11 protein-coding genes are annotated in these 15,108 nt (G+C 44.4%); 8 read left to right on the top strand and 3 right to left on the bottom strand.

Features of this window, described 5'->3' with window-relative positions; translation table 11 throughout:
• Nucleotides 1-22: 22 nt before the first annotated feature.
• The 4 genes from DIU38_RS18330 (at nucleotide 23) to DIU38_RS18315 (ending at nucleotide 8,402) form a co-directional block, all read left to right on the top strand.
• Entirely contained in the window at nucleotides 23-1,174 is a 1,152-nt protein-coding gene (locus DIU38_RS18330; protein ID WP_112654761.1) for an acyltransferase family protein, read from the top strand.
• A gap of 22 nt (nucleotides 1,175-1,196) precedes the next feature.
• Nucleotides 1,197-3,467, top strand: a complete 2,271-nt coding sequence (locus tag DIU38_RS18325) for a beta-N-acetylhexosaminidase (RefSeq protein ID WP_112654760.1) — start codon at nucleotides 1,197-1,199, stop codon at nucleotides 3,465-3,467.
• 444 nt (nucleotides 3,468-3,911) lie between these two features.
• Nucleotides 3,912-6,215, top strand: coding sequence for a glycoside hydrolase family 3 N-terminal domain-containing protein (locus tag DIU38_RS18320; RefSeq protein WP_167516223.1), 2,304 nt, complete (start codon nucleotides 3,912-3,914; stop codon nucleotides 6,213-6,215).
• A 9-nt stretch (nucleotides 6,216-6,224) separates the two neighbouring features.
• Nucleotides 6,225-8,402: a GH92 family glycosyl hydrolase gene (locus tag DIU38_RS18315; RefSeq protein WP_112654758.1), complete on the top strand. Its 2,178-nt coding sequence runs from the start codon at nucleotides 6,225-6,227 to the stop codon at nucleotides 8,400-8,402.
• 100 nt (nucleotides 8,403-8,502) lie between these two features.
• On the opposite strand, the gene DIU38_RS18310 is transcribed toward DIU38_RS18315, so the two are convergent.
• The gene (locus DIU38_RS18310; RefSeq protein WP_112654757.1) at nucleotides 8,503-9,303 is read right to left on the bottom strand and encodes an SDR family oxidoreductase; all 801 of its coding nucleotides are present in this window, start codon (nucleotides 9,301-9,303) and stop codon (nucleotides 8,503-8,505) included.
• 112 nt (nucleotides 9,304-9,415) lie between these two features.
• On the opposite strand from DIU38_RS18310, the gene DIU38_RS18305 reads away from it, so the two are divergent.
• Entirely contained in the window at nucleotides 9,416-9,934 is a 519-nt protein-coding gene (locus DIU38_RS18305) for a lipocalin family protein (RefSeq protein ID WP_112654756.1), read from the top strand.
• Between the two features lie 110 nt (nucleotides 9,935-10,044).
• On the opposite strand, the gene DIU38_RS18300 is transcribed toward DIU38_RS18305, so the two are convergent.
• A complete protein-coding gene (locus DIU38_RS18300; protein ID WP_112654755.1) occupies nucleotides 10,045-10,659 on the bottom strand; it encodes a YhcH/YjgK/YiaL family protein in 615 nt (204 codons plus the stop codon).
• A 266-nt stretch (nucleotides 10,660-10,925) separates the two neighbouring features.
• Here DIU38_RS18300 and kduI point away from each other — a divergent pair, with 266 nt between their 5' ends.
• The 3 genes from kduI to DIU38_RS18285 all read left to right on the top strand — a co-directional run bounded on the left by kduI (nucleotide 10,926) and on the right by DIU38_RS18285 (nucleotide 13,919).
• Complete coding sequence (gene kduI / locus DIU38_RS18295) at nucleotides 10,926-11,756, top strand: 5-dehydro-4-deoxy-D-glucuronate isomerase (protein WP_112654754.1); 831 nt, start codon at nucleotides 10,926-10,928, stop codon at nucleotides 11,754-11,756.
• 30 nt (nucleotides 11,757-11,786) lie between these two features.
• Nucleotides 11,787-12,602, top strand: coding sequence for an SDR family oxidoreductase (locus tag DIU38_RS18290; RefSeq protein WP_112654753.1), 816 nt, complete (start codon nucleotides 11,787-11,789; stop codon nucleotides 12,600-12,602).
• A gap of 537 nt (nucleotides 12,603-13,139) precedes the next feature.
• Nucleotides 13,140-13,919, top strand: coding sequence for a DUF4350 domain-containing protein (locus DIU38_RS18285; RefSeq protein WP_112654751.1), 780 nt, complete (start codon nucleotides 13,140-13,142; stop codon nucleotides 13,917-13,919).
• A gap of 189 nt (nucleotides 13,920-14,108) precedes the next feature.
• Here DIU38_RS18285 and DIU38_RS18280 read toward each other — a convergent pair whose 3' ends face one another.
• Nucleotides 14,109-15,044: a type VI secretion system baseplate subunit TssG gene (locus tag DIU38_RS18280; protein ID WP_112654750.1), complete on the bottom strand. Its 936-nt coding sequence runs from the start codon at nucleotides 15,042-15,044 to the stop codon at nucleotides 14,109-14,111.
• Between the last annotated feature and the right edge of the window lie 64 nt (nucleotides 15,045-15,108).

Genomic DNA, 15,108 nt, shown 5'->3' with positions numbered 1-15,108 from the left:
AGTACTGTAATACATAGCAACTATGGTAATCAATCAGCAGGAAGCGCTTAAAAACACAGGCACAACAAAGACAAGCCGCCCAAGACTTTTGTCGCTTGATTTTTTCAGGGGATTTACCGTAGCTGCCATGATCCTGGTAAATGATCCCGGCGATTGGGGGCATATTTACTGGCCGCTTGAACACTCCAAATGGAACGGCTGTACCCCAACCGATCTGGTGTTTCCCTTTTTTCTGTTTATGGTAGGCGTATCTATCGTATATGCCATGGAAAGTAAAAAAGCGGATATAGCTAATCATAACAAATTGCTGTTATCCATCCTGCGCCGTACGCTGATTATCATAGCCCTTGGCGTTTGTTTACCATTGATCAACGATTTTCAATTCGCGCATCTGCGTTTTCCCGGTGTGTTGCAGCGCATCGGGCTTGTATTTGGCATAATTGCCCTGCTGTACGTTAAAACCGGCATCCGTACACAGGTAATTATCGCTTTAAGCTGTTTAATAGGTTATTTTTTATTGATGACGCTGGTACCTGTACCGGGTTTTGGTACACCTAACCTTGAACCGGCAACCAATTTGGGCGCCTGGATTGACAGATCGGTATTTACCGAAAACCACCTCTGGGGCTCATCCAAAACCTGGGACCCGGAAGGTTTGCTTGGGACAATCCCATCTGTTGCTACCTGTTTGTTAGGTGTATTCACTGGTACCTGGCTCAAACTGGGCAAACTTGCAACCCGTGCTGATCTGCTTAAAATAATGGGAGCCGGCATCGTATTGATCATACTGGCTTTGATCTGGAATCCATTCTTTCCCATCAACAAGCAATTGTGGACAAGCTCATTCGTGTTGCTTACTGCCGGGCTGGCTATTAATATTCTTGCATTATCATACTGGTTTATCGATATCAAAGGGAATAAAGTCCTGCTGCCGCCATTTTTAGCGTTCGGGCGTAATGCCATTGCTGCCTATGTTTTGGCCGATATTATCCCGGCTTTAATAGCTGCCATCCCGGTAGGTAAAACCAATTTATGGTCGTTCACTTATAATCAGTTATTTGTGCCATATCTCTCGCCCGAAAACGCTTCACTGGCCGGGGCTATCCTGACTGTGCTGATCATTTTTATCCCGGTCTGGATCCTTTACAAAAGGAATATTACCATTAAGGTATAATCTTTATCCATCATCTGCCGAAATGAAGAAAACACTATCTTTTAAACATATTTTACTATTCACCTCACTGCTTTTATTGGCAATAACGGTAAACGCACAGTTTCATATCATCCCGCAGCCGGTAAGTTTAAAGGCAGGTAAGGGTAGTTTTATTTTAAGTAACAATGCGGTGATCGGGGTTAATAAAGAGACCGAACCAATAGGCAAATACCTGAAGGATTACCTTAATCTAAATTACGGCCTGCAAACAACTGTAAAAGTTTTTGAAAAGATCCCTGCCAAAACAGCCATCAGGTTAAACAATGTTTGGTCAAATGCTGAGAGTGCCTACACCATGAATGTAAATCCCGCATCGGTAAGTATCAGCGGCAGCGGAGCTGGTGTTTTTTACGGGGTACAATCACTAATTCAATTGTTGCCGACAGATAAAGCAGCGCCCCTAAAAGTTGCCGCCTGTACCATAGCCGATCAGCCACGTTTTGGCTGGCGTGGTCTGAGCCTTGATGTAAGCCGCCATTTTTTTACAGTTGATGAAGTAAAAAAATACATTGACGTAATGGCACATTACAAACTCAATACTTTTCACTGGCATTTAACTGATGATGAAGGTTGGCGTATCCAGATTGATAAATATCCGCGCCTTACCGAAGTTGGCGCCAGGATCAGCTACTATGCCAAACGCGGCGAATTCCGCAAACTGGACAACCTGATAGATGACGGTCGCGATGGTTTTTATACCAAGGATGAAATTAAGGATGTGATTAAATATGCGCAGGACAGATTTGTGACCATCCTGCCCGAAATTGAAATGCCGGGCCATAGCGAGGCTGCTATTTTTGCTTACCCGCAACTGGGCTGCCAGGATTCGACAGGGGCTAAACACCGTGTGCGGATGCTTGACCCGAGTGAATATACTTTCAAATTTATGGAAGATGTGTTAAGCGAGGTGATAGCACTGTTCCCGAACCAATACATTCACATTGGCGGTGATGAGGCTGAAATGGCCGATTGGCTCAAAAGCCCTACAGCAGTCGCACTCATGAAACGTGAGCACCTGAAAAGCGAAAAAGAAGTACAGAGTTATTTTATTAAACGGATAGAAAGGTTCCTGCTGTCGAGAAATAAGAAATTGGTTGGTTGGGACGAGATTTTGGAGGGTGGCCTTGCCGAGTCAGCGACAGTAATGAGCTGGCAGGGCGAAGCAGGAGGGATAGCTGCCGCCAGGATGCATCATCACGTAGTAATGACGCCGCTGCCATACATGTACTTTGATGCCCCGCAGGCCAACGAGGACCTGGAGCCTATAGGCTGGAACCCGCCGGTTACCTGGCAAATGGTGTACAATTATGAGCCGCAATCAAAAGAACTCACTAATGCCGAAGCCGAGTATATCTTAGGTGCCCAGGGCAATATCTGGAACGAAAAGGTGCCCAACGCGCAGCACCTGCAATACATGGTTTACCCCCGTGCCCTCGCCGTAGCCGAACTCACCTGGAGCCCGAAAAATGAAAAAGACCCGGAGCGCTTTGGCAGGAAAATGAAAAACCAGTATGGCCTGTTTAAGTTGTGGGATTTCAATGCCCGCCTGCCTGATATTGACGGCGTAGACAACGTAATTACCAATAAAAGCCGGTTTAAACTAACGCTGAGCTACCCGCTGAAAGGAGCTAAAGTTCGGTACGCGTTAAACGGTAAAATGCCGGATGCCCATAGCCCGGCTGTACCTTTCCCGGTAAATATCAATGTACCCTTAAAAGACAGCATCGGTTTAAGAACCTTCACCACCTGGACATTGAATGATCAGCACATTCGCCAAATGGCCAGCATTAGGCGGGTGAATATCAAGCATGCACATGAAAAAGTTGCTAACCTCAAAACCAGTATGGCTTACGAGGTTTTTAAAACGAGGGAACGCGATATAGATAAGCTGGGAAATGAAAAGCCAACGGAAACCGGCGAAACAAGCCTGATTGTACCCGTTAAAATTGCAACCGAAGGTTTTATCAATTGGGTTAAAATTAAAGGCTTTATCAAAATAGGCAAGGAAGCGGATTATGAATTAACTACCGGTTTTGAGGTTAGTCCTGCTTTGTTTTTGGATGAAGTACCGGTAATTAAACCCGGGCTGAACACTTATGTAGAACCGCAAAAAGCTCTATTACATTTGAAAAAAGGCATCTATGCTTTAAGCGGACATTACATGGCTGATAAAGCTAATGAGAATCAAACCCTGATAGAATTGAAGGTAGCCGGAGGGGAGAAGCTTTATCCTAAGTTTTATTTGATGCATTGAGGGGATAAAATCGGTTTCTATGCCGTTGTTGGTGACAACATCATAAGTGTACGGAAGATGCAGATCAGTTGAAATTATTGGTTTAAAAAACCATGTCATTGCGAGGGGGAACGACGAAGCAATCTCGTAGTTATACAGAGCGGACATGCATTGGCTACGAGATTGCCGCGCTACGCTCGCAATGACATGTTCTTTATCCTGGTAAATGTTTAGAACGCAAAGGACCTCAGGGTCCTCTGCGAGAGACCCTGAGGGAACATGATGAAAATATGCCGTTGTTGGTGTTGTCACCAACAACTCCTATGATTTTTATTTTCTGAAATGCCGCATGAAAAGTTGTTGGTGACAACACCAACAACGGCGAGGAGGACAAGCAACGATGCTTTGCATGTTGGGGACGCATGTGATGCGTCTCTACATTTGAAAATTAAATATCTGGATACTATGCAAAAGAAATTATGCCTGTTTACCGCGTTTGCTTTTGTAATAAATATTGCCAGCGCGCAGATTTACAAAAAGCCTGAAGCGCCTGTAGCCGAGCGGGTAAAAGACTTGCTAAGCCGCATGACGCTGGAAGAAAAAGTGGGCCAGATGAGCATGAATTCGTTAAAAGGCTCCATGCAAAACCCAATTGCTTACGGTGTTTGCGAAAGCCCTTTTACCAATATCAATGATATAGCATCGCTCTCAATCGCTGCAAAAAAATATGCTAAAGAAAAAACAAGACTTGGTATCCCACCCATCCAAATAGGAGAATGTCTGCACGGGCAACTGGCCGCAGGGGCAACCATTTTTCCGCAGGCTATAGCACAGGGCAGCACCTGGAACCCGGCGCTGATTGAAAAAATGGGTTCGGTAATCGCTTATGAAGCGTCCTCGTCAGGAGTTGACCAGGCGCTTTCGCCTTTGTTCGATCTCATCCGCGACCCGCGTTATGGCCGTAATGAGGAATGTTATGCCGAAGATCCATATCTCGTAAGCAGGATGGGTACATCGTTTGTAATTGGGATGCAGGGTGATCCTTCGCAAACAATAAACGGTATTGGTAAAGACAAAGTGATGTGCACGGCCAAGCATTTCGCGGCCTACAGCATCCCTGTGGCAGGTATCAATTTAGCCCCGGCATTAGTAGGGGAAAGGGAGCTACGGTCGATGTTTTTGCCGCCTTTTAAAGATGCCGTGCTAAAGGCAAATATTTATGCCGTGATGCCGGCCTACAACGAAATTGACGGTGTGCCTGCACATGCCAACCATTTCCTGCTGCAAACCATATTGCGGGAGGAGTGGGGTTTTAAAGGCTATGTATTTTCGGACTATGAAGGTTTAAAACATTTATACACTTTTCATCATATTGCTAAGGACGCCGAAGGCGCTGCTCCAATTGGCCTGAACGCCGGAGTTGACCTGGAAGCGCCAAGCCCCGATGTGTATAATAAACTGATTGGCCTGGTGAAAAGCGGAAAAGTAAAAGAAGCGTTGGTTGATAGCGCTGTTGCCCGTATCCTTACTATAAAATTTAAAGCAGGTTTGTTTGAAAAGGCATTGCCCGATACATCAGCGCTAAAGAAACGGGTACACACGCCTGCTCATATCGCCCTGTCGCAGCAAATAGCAGAGGAATCGATCATCCTGCTCAAAAACGATAAGCAGCTTTTACCGCTCAATATGAACAGCCTGAAATCGCTGGCGGTAATCGGCCCTAATGCCAACCAGGTTCAGTATGGCGATTACAGTTCAACCCGCGACAGCCGCTCGGGCACAACAGTGCTTGCTGGCATAAAACAGTTGACCGGCAATAAAATAAAGATCAATTATGCTAAAGGCTGTGCCCTGTCGGGCCCGGACAAAAGCGGCTTTGCCGAAGCCATCACGGCTGCAAAAAACAGTGATGCCGTAATAGTAGTTTTGGGCACCACCAGCGTGGTATTCTCCGGTGTTGGCTGGAACGGGCATGCACCCGAAAGCGAGCCTAAAGACCCATTCACCTGCGGCGAAGGTTATGATGTAACCGACATTGATCCCGATGGTGTACAACGTGAACTGTTGCAGGCTGTTTATAAAACAGGTAAACCCGTAATTTTGGTACTGGTACACGGCCGGCCGCAAAGCATCAGTTGGGAAAAAGAAAATATCCCGGCTATTGTGGAGGCCTGGTATCCCGGCGAAAGGGGAGGAAATGCCATTGCCAATGTCCTGTTCGGAAAGGTAAACCCATCAGGCAGGCTTACGGTATCTATCCCGCAGTCAACCGGGCATATCCCGGTTTTTTATAATCATGTGGCATCCAACAAAGGTTTTTATCATAATCCGGGTTCAACCGAAAAACCGGGACAAGACTATGTTTTTTCATCGCCGGATGCGCTGTTTCCCTTTGGTTATGGGTTGAGCTATACTTCATTTAAATACAGTAATCTGAAGGTATCGGCAGCGTCGTTCGGAAAAAATGAGACTATAACGGTTTCGGTAGATGTAACCAACAGCGGCAGCATGGCCGGTAAGGAAGTGGTACAAATGTACCTGGGCAATAAGGTAAATTCGGTAACTACGCCTGTAATGGCCCTCAAGGGTTTTGACAAGATCAACCTTAAACCCGGCGAAACCAAAACAGTTAAATTTACGGTAAAGCCCGAAGATATCGCTATCTGGAATAATCAAATGAAACAGGTAACCGAACCCGGTACATTTGATGTGATGATAGCACGCTCGGCCGAAGATGTTGTGTTAAAAAAGACAATTGAATATAAATAGTAAAAGGTCATGAAAAAGCTGATTGCCGTTTTATTAGTGTTGACTTTGGCTGTTGAGGTTAATGCGCAATCGTATAATAAATACGTAAACACCTTCATTGGCACTTCCGCAACAGGGCATACCTTTCCGGGCGCTACGGTGCCTTTTGGTATGGTTCAGCTTAGTCCTGAGACCGGGAATTTTGGTTGGAACTACTGCTCGGGATATCGTTACGAAGATAACGTGATCACCGGTTTCGCGCATACCCATTTAAGCGGTACAGGTGGTGTTGATTTAGGAGATGTGCTGTTTTTTCCCTTTCAGGGCGATCAACCTCAAAAGTTTCAAAGCAAATTTTCTCATCAGGAAGAAAAAGCATCGCCCGGTTATTATGAAGTGATTTTGGGCGATAACAATATTAAGGCTCAACTAACTGCTTCTGCCCATACTGGTTTGCACCGGTATACTTTTACAAAAGCCGGTAAAGCACATTTGCTTGTTGATATGCAAAGCGGACTGGTTGATAGCCCGGAGCAATTGGCTGAGCATGTTTCTGACGGGGAGATCACTATCGATAGCAAAATAACTATCAGTGGTTATGCCTTCACCAGCCAATGGGTAGATAAAAAAGTATATTTCACGGCTGTTTTTAACCGCCCGTTTACCGGACAGCATTTTATTGATGGCGATAATAAACGCCGCTTAATATTGGATTTCGATCTGAAACCCGGTGAAACTATTGAAGCTAAAGTTGGGGTATCGGGCGTAAGTATTGCCGGTGCGCGTAAAAACCTGCTGGCCGAAACACAGCACAAAACATTTGAACAGGTAAAAACGGAAGCAGCCCGTACATGGGAAAATAATCTTGGTAAACTTAAAGCCGAAGGCAGCAAAAAAGAGAAAATAGCATTTTATACCAGCCTGTACCACGCCTTGATCCAGCCTAACAACATTGCGGATGTTGACGGTCAATATCGCGGGGCCAACAGCCTGGTGCACCGACCCGCTGATAAAGTTTTCTATTCTACGCTTTCATTATGGGATACTTACAGGGCCGCCCATCCACTGTATACTATTATTTGTCCTGAAAAAGACGGGCAAATGGTAGAGAGCATGTTACAACACAACGACGTGGCAGGTATGCTGCCAATCTGGACGCTGTGGGGTAAGGAAAGCTACGCCATGATCGGTAACCATGCCGTACCGGTAATTGTAGATGCCGCGCTGAAAGGGATTAAAGGTTTTGATCGGCAAAAGGCATTTGCTGCCATTAAAAACACGCTCACACATAATAAAAATCCAAAATACGATTGGAGCCTATATCTGCGTTATGGCTACCTGCCATCAGATACTGTAAAACGCGAAGCTGTTTCCCGTACACTGGAGGCCGCTTACGACGATTGGTGCGCCGCTCAATTAGCCAAGGCGCTGAACAAACAAAGTGACTACAATTATTTCATCAAACGATCTCTGTTTTATAATAGCCTGTTTGATAAAAGCACGCGTTTGATGCGTGGCCGAAAATCAAATGGCGAATGGGTACAGCCTTTTGCCAATTTAGATAGTGGCCAACTGGCCATTGGTGGTGACTATACCGAAGGCAATGCCTGGCAATATACCTGGCAGGTTCAGCATGATATTCCGGGTTTGATTAAACTTATGGGCGGCAAAAAATCATTTTCGGGCAAGCTGGATTCATTGTTTACTATGGATTCAAAAGTGTTTGGAAAAGGCTCAACGCTTGATGTTACCGGGTTAATAGGCCAGTATGCACATGGCAACGAACCTAACCATCATGTGGCTTATTTGTACACGCTTGCCGGGAACCCTGCCAAAACACAGGAACTGGTAAGGCAAATTGCCGACCAGTTTTATATAAACAAACCCGATGGCCTCTCTGGGAATGATGACTGCGGACAAATGTCGGCCTGGTATATCTTTACTGCTATGGGTTTTTATCCCGTTAATCCGGCAGATGGCCGTTATGTTTTTGGTGCGCCGCTATTAGATAGGGTTAGCATTGCTTTACCTGGCGGCAAAAGTTTTGTGATAGAAGCAAAGGGGCTATCCGAAGAGAATAAATATGTGCAAAACATCAGCTTAAATGGTAAACCTTACCCCAAAGAATATATTACACATAAGGATATTATGAAAGGGGGGAAGGCGGTATTTGTGATGGGTAATAAGGCGAAAGCGCCGGTGTTTTAAGGCTTTTGAGTTCAAGCGTCCACGCTTACTATTTGTTAGATGTGAGCGTGGACGCTCACGCTTTGAGATGGTTCAAGCGTGGACGCTTAAACCTGCGTCATTAAATCAAGACCTGGTATTGATAAGCTAATACCGGTCCAACGTTTATACTCTCCACAACTTTCCATTCCTTCAACTCCCTTATAAACTCCGGCTTTTCAAAGCCCGAGTCAAGAGCAGCCTGTGTGTAAAAATCAGCCTTAGCAGGGTGAACCGGCGAGCATCCGTTAAAAAGATAACCGAATGCCTCTTTCGCCAATATCGCTTTGCTAATGCCGATACAATCATCAAGATGGATGAGGTTCACTGGCGCGTCACCGTTAGGGATCTCCTTTTTACCGGCAAAAAATCTGCCGGGATTGCGTCCGGGGCCAATCAACCCTGCAAAACGGATGATGGTTGTTTTAAAGCCATCCTCAGCACGGAAAAGGTTCTCAGCTTCAAATAATATCCTGCCGGCTTCCGTATTGGGCTGTGGATCGGTTTGTTCATTCACGTGCCTGTTGTTATCGGCATAAACCCCTGTGGAGCTGACGAAAATCACTTGCTGTATAGCAAACCTTTTTATGGCATGGACAATGCCTTTAACCTTCTGTAAAAAAATATCACCCTCACCGCTGCGGCTTTTGGGCGGAATGGCTATCCACAAAACATCGCAATCAAAAAAATCGGCATCATATATTTCCTCACCCGGCGAAAAGTTAACTACATAGGGCCGGATGCCCAAAGCAGCCAGGTTATCCATTTTTGCGGTAGAAGTGGTTGAGCCTTTTACCTGCATGCCATCGGCAATTAACGCTTTAGCCAATGCGCTGCCGTACCAGCCGCAGCCTAAAATACTGATCTTTGTTTTACCGGGCATGTTATTAAAATAATGCTTTGGCGCAAAGGTAATTAAATAATGATATGGCGTTTGGCTGTCGTTAATATGCTTTTGTTTTAAACTTTTTGGGCATAACAGGCGTTATTGGTTTATGAAGAAAGAGATCATTGCAACCTCTGTAGCATTAGGTTTAACTGCTTTAGCTTTACAGGCAGCCCGCTGCAAACCGCTTGAAACTGTTCCTTATGTTGATTTGAAAAAATATGTTGGTTCCTGGTTTGAAATTGCCGCTTTCCCGCAATGGTTTGAGTCGGGTTGCAGTTTTACTTCGGCAGCGTATGGTTTAGCAAAAGATGGTAGTATCATTGTTAAAAACCGTTGTATAAAAGATAATAAGATAAAAATTGCCGAGGGCAGTGCTGTTGTTGTTGATAAGACAAGTAACGCAAAGTTGGAAGTACAATTTCAGTGGCCATTTAAAGGTAAATACTGGATCATTGCTTTGGCTGATGATTACAGCTATGCCATGGTGGGGCATCCGAATAGAAATTACTTATGGATCCTGAGCCGCCGTTCAACACTTGATGAACAGATCTATAATCAGTTGGTGGTACAGGCTGCCAATCAGGGATTTGATGTGCGAAAGCTGGTGAAAACGGTGCAGGTGTAGGTAGGCAAAAAAGTGTCATCGAGCGTAGCGCGGCAATCGCGCGGAAGCAGGGCCACTCTGTATAGCATGCGATTGCTTCGTCGTTCCTCCTCGCAATGACATGAAAAAATTTACTTCACCACTTTTATCTTAACAACCAATTTCTTCACCTTATCATAACCATCAACCTTGATATTAGGCCGGTGACCATCGCTGGGGAAAAACAGGAAAAACTCGTTGGGAGTGGCGGTGTAGTATTTACCCTCGCCGCTATAGTTGGCACCGTCTTTAGCCGGGTCATAGGGTTTGGTAACGGTAAGGCTTTCAATAGGGGCGACACCGATCTTTTCCTTGCCTGTGATCACATATTGCAGGTCGATATAGTTTTGGTGCGATTCCCAGGCCGATTGTTCAAACTCTTTGGAAGGGCCTTCTGTAACGGATGCATAAACATTATCGCCATCTATAGGATATTTACCGGGAGCTATCTGATCAAGATTGCGTTCGCGCAGAAATTCAAAAGCCTTATCCCATACCGCTTTATTTGCGGCATATTGTTTTGCAAATTCGAGGTTATTGGTTGAGGAGTTTAATTTAAGCTTTAACCCATTAGCCCAGATGCGGCTTTTTACCCATGTTTTTGCGCTTTTAGCTGTAAACTCCTGCTGCTGGGCATTAGCAATGCCTGCAATAAGTAAAAAGACGGTTAGTAGCGCGATGTTTTTATAGGCTGCTAATTGTTTCATAGTTTATTAGTTTACCGGTTATTGAATTGGCGTTGCCCTGGTTCGGCAGCTCATTAAGTACCAATAATACAAGCTTAATTAATTAAAATGATATATGATCTGTTAAATATTTACTTTAACGTTATAGTTTAGCTTTTAAATGGTTTAGTAATCGTGTTATCACTATAACGTTGGAGTGAAAATAAGGCTTAAATGACTTTTGAAATCGTTTATAAGATTGTAGAATTGTATTTATTAACAAAAGATTTTCTAAAACAACATTTGCTTTGAAAACAATACACAGCGTCCACCCAACGGATTTTAAAAGCTACGATACCACTACCATACGCGAAAGATTTTTGATAGATAAACAGGTTCAGCCCGATCAGATCAATTGTACCTATACCCATTACGACAGGGTGATTGTTGGCATGGCCAACCCGGTAAGTAAAACACTTGAGCTGCCAAATTACCCGAACCTACGCGCCGGATATTTTTTAGAGCGACGCGAGATCGGGATCATTAACGTAGCCGGTGCCGGTGTAGTAAGAGCCGACGGACAAGCCTTTGAAATGAATAAGCTTGATTGCCTGTACATTGGTAAAGGGACAAAAAGCGTGACTTTTGAAAGTGCCGATCCATCAGTGCCGGCTGTATTTTACCTGCTGTCATCACCGGCACACGCGGTATACCCAACAACCCTGCTTAGCCACGCCGATGCGGTTAAGGTTGAACTGGGTTCGGTAGCAACGGCAAACAAACGCACTATCAATAAATATATCCACCTGGAAGGTGTACGGAGCTGCCAGCTGGTAATGGGTCTTACCATATTACATGAAGGCAGTGTTTGGAATACCATGCCGGCCCACGTTCACGACAGGCGTATGGAGGCATATTTTTATTTCGATGTACCAGCAGGCCAGAAGATTTTTCATTACATGGGCGAAGGACAGGAAACAAGGCATATCACCATGGATAATTACGATGCTGTAGTGTCGCCGCCGTGGAGCATCCACTCGGGCAGCGGCACGGCAAATTATAGCTTTATTTGGGGTATGGCAGGCGAAAACCTCGATTACACCGATATGGACGCCATAGCTATAACAGATCTGAAATAATTATACATCAACCTTAAAAATATAGTTTAAGTGGAGAATCAATTTTCATTAGCCGGTAAAGTAATTGTAGTAACCGGCGGAACCGGCATATTAGGCAAAGCATTTATAGACGGTATTGTCGAGGCGGGGGGCGCGGTAGGCATTCTTGGCCGTAATGCCCAGGTAGCAGAAGAACGTGCCAACGCCATAAATGCAGCCGGGGGCAAAGCCATAGCACTGGTAGCCGATGTAATGAACGAGGCCGAATTGGTAGCCGCCAAAGATAAATTGCTGGCAGCTTTTGGCAGGATAGATGGCCTGGTGAACGGTGCGGGCGGTAACATGCCCGAAGGTGTTTTACAGCCCGACGAGGATATTTTTAAAATGAATATCGATGGCATGAAAAAAGTAATGGAGTTGAACCTTTGGGGTACACTGATCCCTACACAGGTTTTCGGCGAAGCCATTGCGAAAACGGGTAGAGGCAGCATTGTTAATATATCGTCAATGAACTCAAAACGCGCCATAACCAAGGTATTAGGCTATAATATAGGCAAGGCCGCTGTTGATTGCTATAACCAATGGTTTGCGGTTGAGCTGGCTAACCGTTATGGTGATGCAATAAGGATGAACGCGTTGGCACCGGGTTTTTTCCTTACCGAACAAAACCGTTACCTGCTCACCAAACCCGAAGGCGGTTATACCCAAAGGGGCGAGCTGGTGATCAAACAAACGCCGTTTAAACGCTTTGGCCATGCCGATGAACTGAAAGGAGCACTGGTATGGTTGCTGAGCGATGCCTCTGTATTTGTAACCGGTTCGATGATCTGCGTCGACGGCGGGTTCTCGATTTTTGGAGGAGTTTAGGGGAATAAGATAACTAAGGTCAGCTTCATACATGACAGTTACTTGGCGAGTGGGGTACTGAAACAAGTTACCCATGACATAATAAAAAATACAGTCATGCTGAACTTGTTTCAGCACCCCACATGCAAGACCGCTTGCATAGCCGCTCAGCGCGTGGAATCCCGAAATAAATTCGGGATGACGGGTAGTGTAAATGTCATTTCACCTTTAGAGGCCCCGGATTTAAACACTCAGCATGACCGCTGAAATATATGGCCGTAAAATTGGGCACAAACACAAGTGTTCAATTTTTAAAAAAACACGGTGTTCAATTTTTGATCTTGTAAAATATTAACTTGTTGAGTATCAATGGAAATGTGTTTATTTTTGCTAAAAAGGTAATTTTTACTAAAGTTAACTTGTTGATTATCAGTATTTTTTTTTGAAAACAGGTGAAAGTGTTTACACCTAAAAAAATTGAACACCTGGAAAATAGATAAAAAAGTTAAATGTATGGTGATAACATCTACCACAGGCTAACCAAATAATAAACCTACTATGAAACTAAGATTATCGCTCATCACGCTATTTATCCTTGCAGGCTTTGCCGCAAGCGGCCAAACTGTAACGCTCGATTATTATTTTAACCATGAGGTACATAAAGGTGCCAACGGGCAGTCGGAGCGGTTCCATTACCTGTGGGATGAAGCGGATAATAACGGTTTCAAGATTTTTGGCGAGGCTTTTACAAGCCGCGGCGCTAAGCTGGATACCCTTGGCACAGCGCCGACATTGGAAAACCTGAAAGGTTCATCTGTTTATATCATTGTTGACCCTGATACTAAAAAGGAGAGCCCGAACCCAAACTATATCCAGGAAGATGATATTGAGCAAATTGCTGCCTGGGTAAAAAAAGGTGGTGTGCTGCTGATGATGGCTAACGACAGCGTTAATGTGGAGCTGCCTCATTTCAATAACCTTGCTGCAAAATTCGGGATGCATTTCAATAACGATCTGCAAAACCATGTAATTGATGATGCTCATTTTGAGGATGGTGCTGTCTACGTAAAAAACAATCCGGTATTGAAAACAGCTACTAAGGTTTTTATGAAAGATGCCTGTTCGATAGGTTTAACGGGGACTGCCGTACCTGTGCTTAAAAACAAAGAAGGTGCTACGATCGTAGCATCTGCCAAATATGGTAAGGGTACAGTAATAGCGGTTGGCGATCCATGGCTTTACAATGAATATGTAAACGGCAGGCTACCTGCCGGATATGAGAATGATAAAGCAGTGAATGATGTTGCCAATTGGCTGTTGAAGCAGGCTAAGAAGTAACTATATATGAAAGTTATTTCAAAACGAAGAACGAGTGAGAAATTTGTTGTACGTCTGCATTGTGGGGTGTAGAAGATTTCTCTTTCACCCTATGCTTGTTCCTTCCCTGCTATATCTAAATGACAATTTTTATTTTGTGAAAAAGACGCGTACATACTCTGGGGTGTAAAATTGAGATTGGTATCATCATCACCCCAAATAAGTAGTATAGCCAAGCGTAGCATTGGCCCCTTCCTCGCCTATAACCAATTTTTGCGAGGCAGGATCGGCAAGGAGGTTAAATTGTACGCCGGTGCCTAACGGTATAAAGTAGGATAACAATACGTCAATAGCTTTTGCAGCAGATGTGCCGGGTAAAAACTCCAGCATCCGGGTGGCGCTCACGGGGCCTATGTTCATGATTAATTTTCGCTCAGCCTCAATAACCTGCCCGGCAATAAAGTTTACACCTAAAGTACCGGCGCCAAGGGCTGTTCCGCCATTTACAGTGGTATCGTTTTTTTGCTTCGGGTATACCGTTTTGTAATGCAATGATAAAGGTACATTGAACATCATATTAATAATACTGCTCACAAAATTTATATTATTGCGCTGCTCATGTATTACAGGTAAAACATGTATCAAAATAAGCATCTGCTTTTTTGTAAAACACTCAAACTCCTGCCATTCCTTTAAAAATATATTGATCAGCTCATCGTATTCATTTTTTTTGTCGAGCCGGTTTTCATAAAGCTCGACCAGTGTTCTGAAATAGTTAAGCTCGGCCTCAAATGGGGCAAAAAAGCGGCGGGTTTGTTTTTCTTCTTCGCGGCGGGCTTTAATATCTTTGATCATATCCTCCTCGGTGATCATCACACTCGAAGCAGGCGGCCGGTGAAACAATCCCTCGGGCAGCATATCATAAAAGCCGTCGCGGTTAACCCAAATGGTGGTTTCCTGTTTTTTACCTTCACTTTTTTTATCAACGGTTATGCCTGCTATCTCCTTATCATAGGCTCGCTTTTCAGGGCCTTTGGGCAGTATTATTACATCACCGGTAATAACCATTTCATTTTCAATAATTTCGGCCGCTATAGTTGCTGCTTTAAAGTCGGTATCAATTTGATTAGGCTTTTTTATTCTCATTTGTGATTTAAATAATTGATGCTATCCAAAACAATAACCAATATTATCGGTAATTGATTATACT

Origin of the sequence: Mucilaginibacter metallidurans (genome assembly GCF_003286435.2) — a bacterium.
Taxonomy (GTDB): Bacteria; Bacteroidota; Bacteroidia; order Sphingobacteriales; family Sphingobacteriaceae; genus Mucilaginibacter; species Mucilaginibacter gossypii.
The sequence above is the reverse complement of the archived record's forward strand: the minus strand, read 5'-3'. Positions and strand labels throughout refer to the sequence as shown.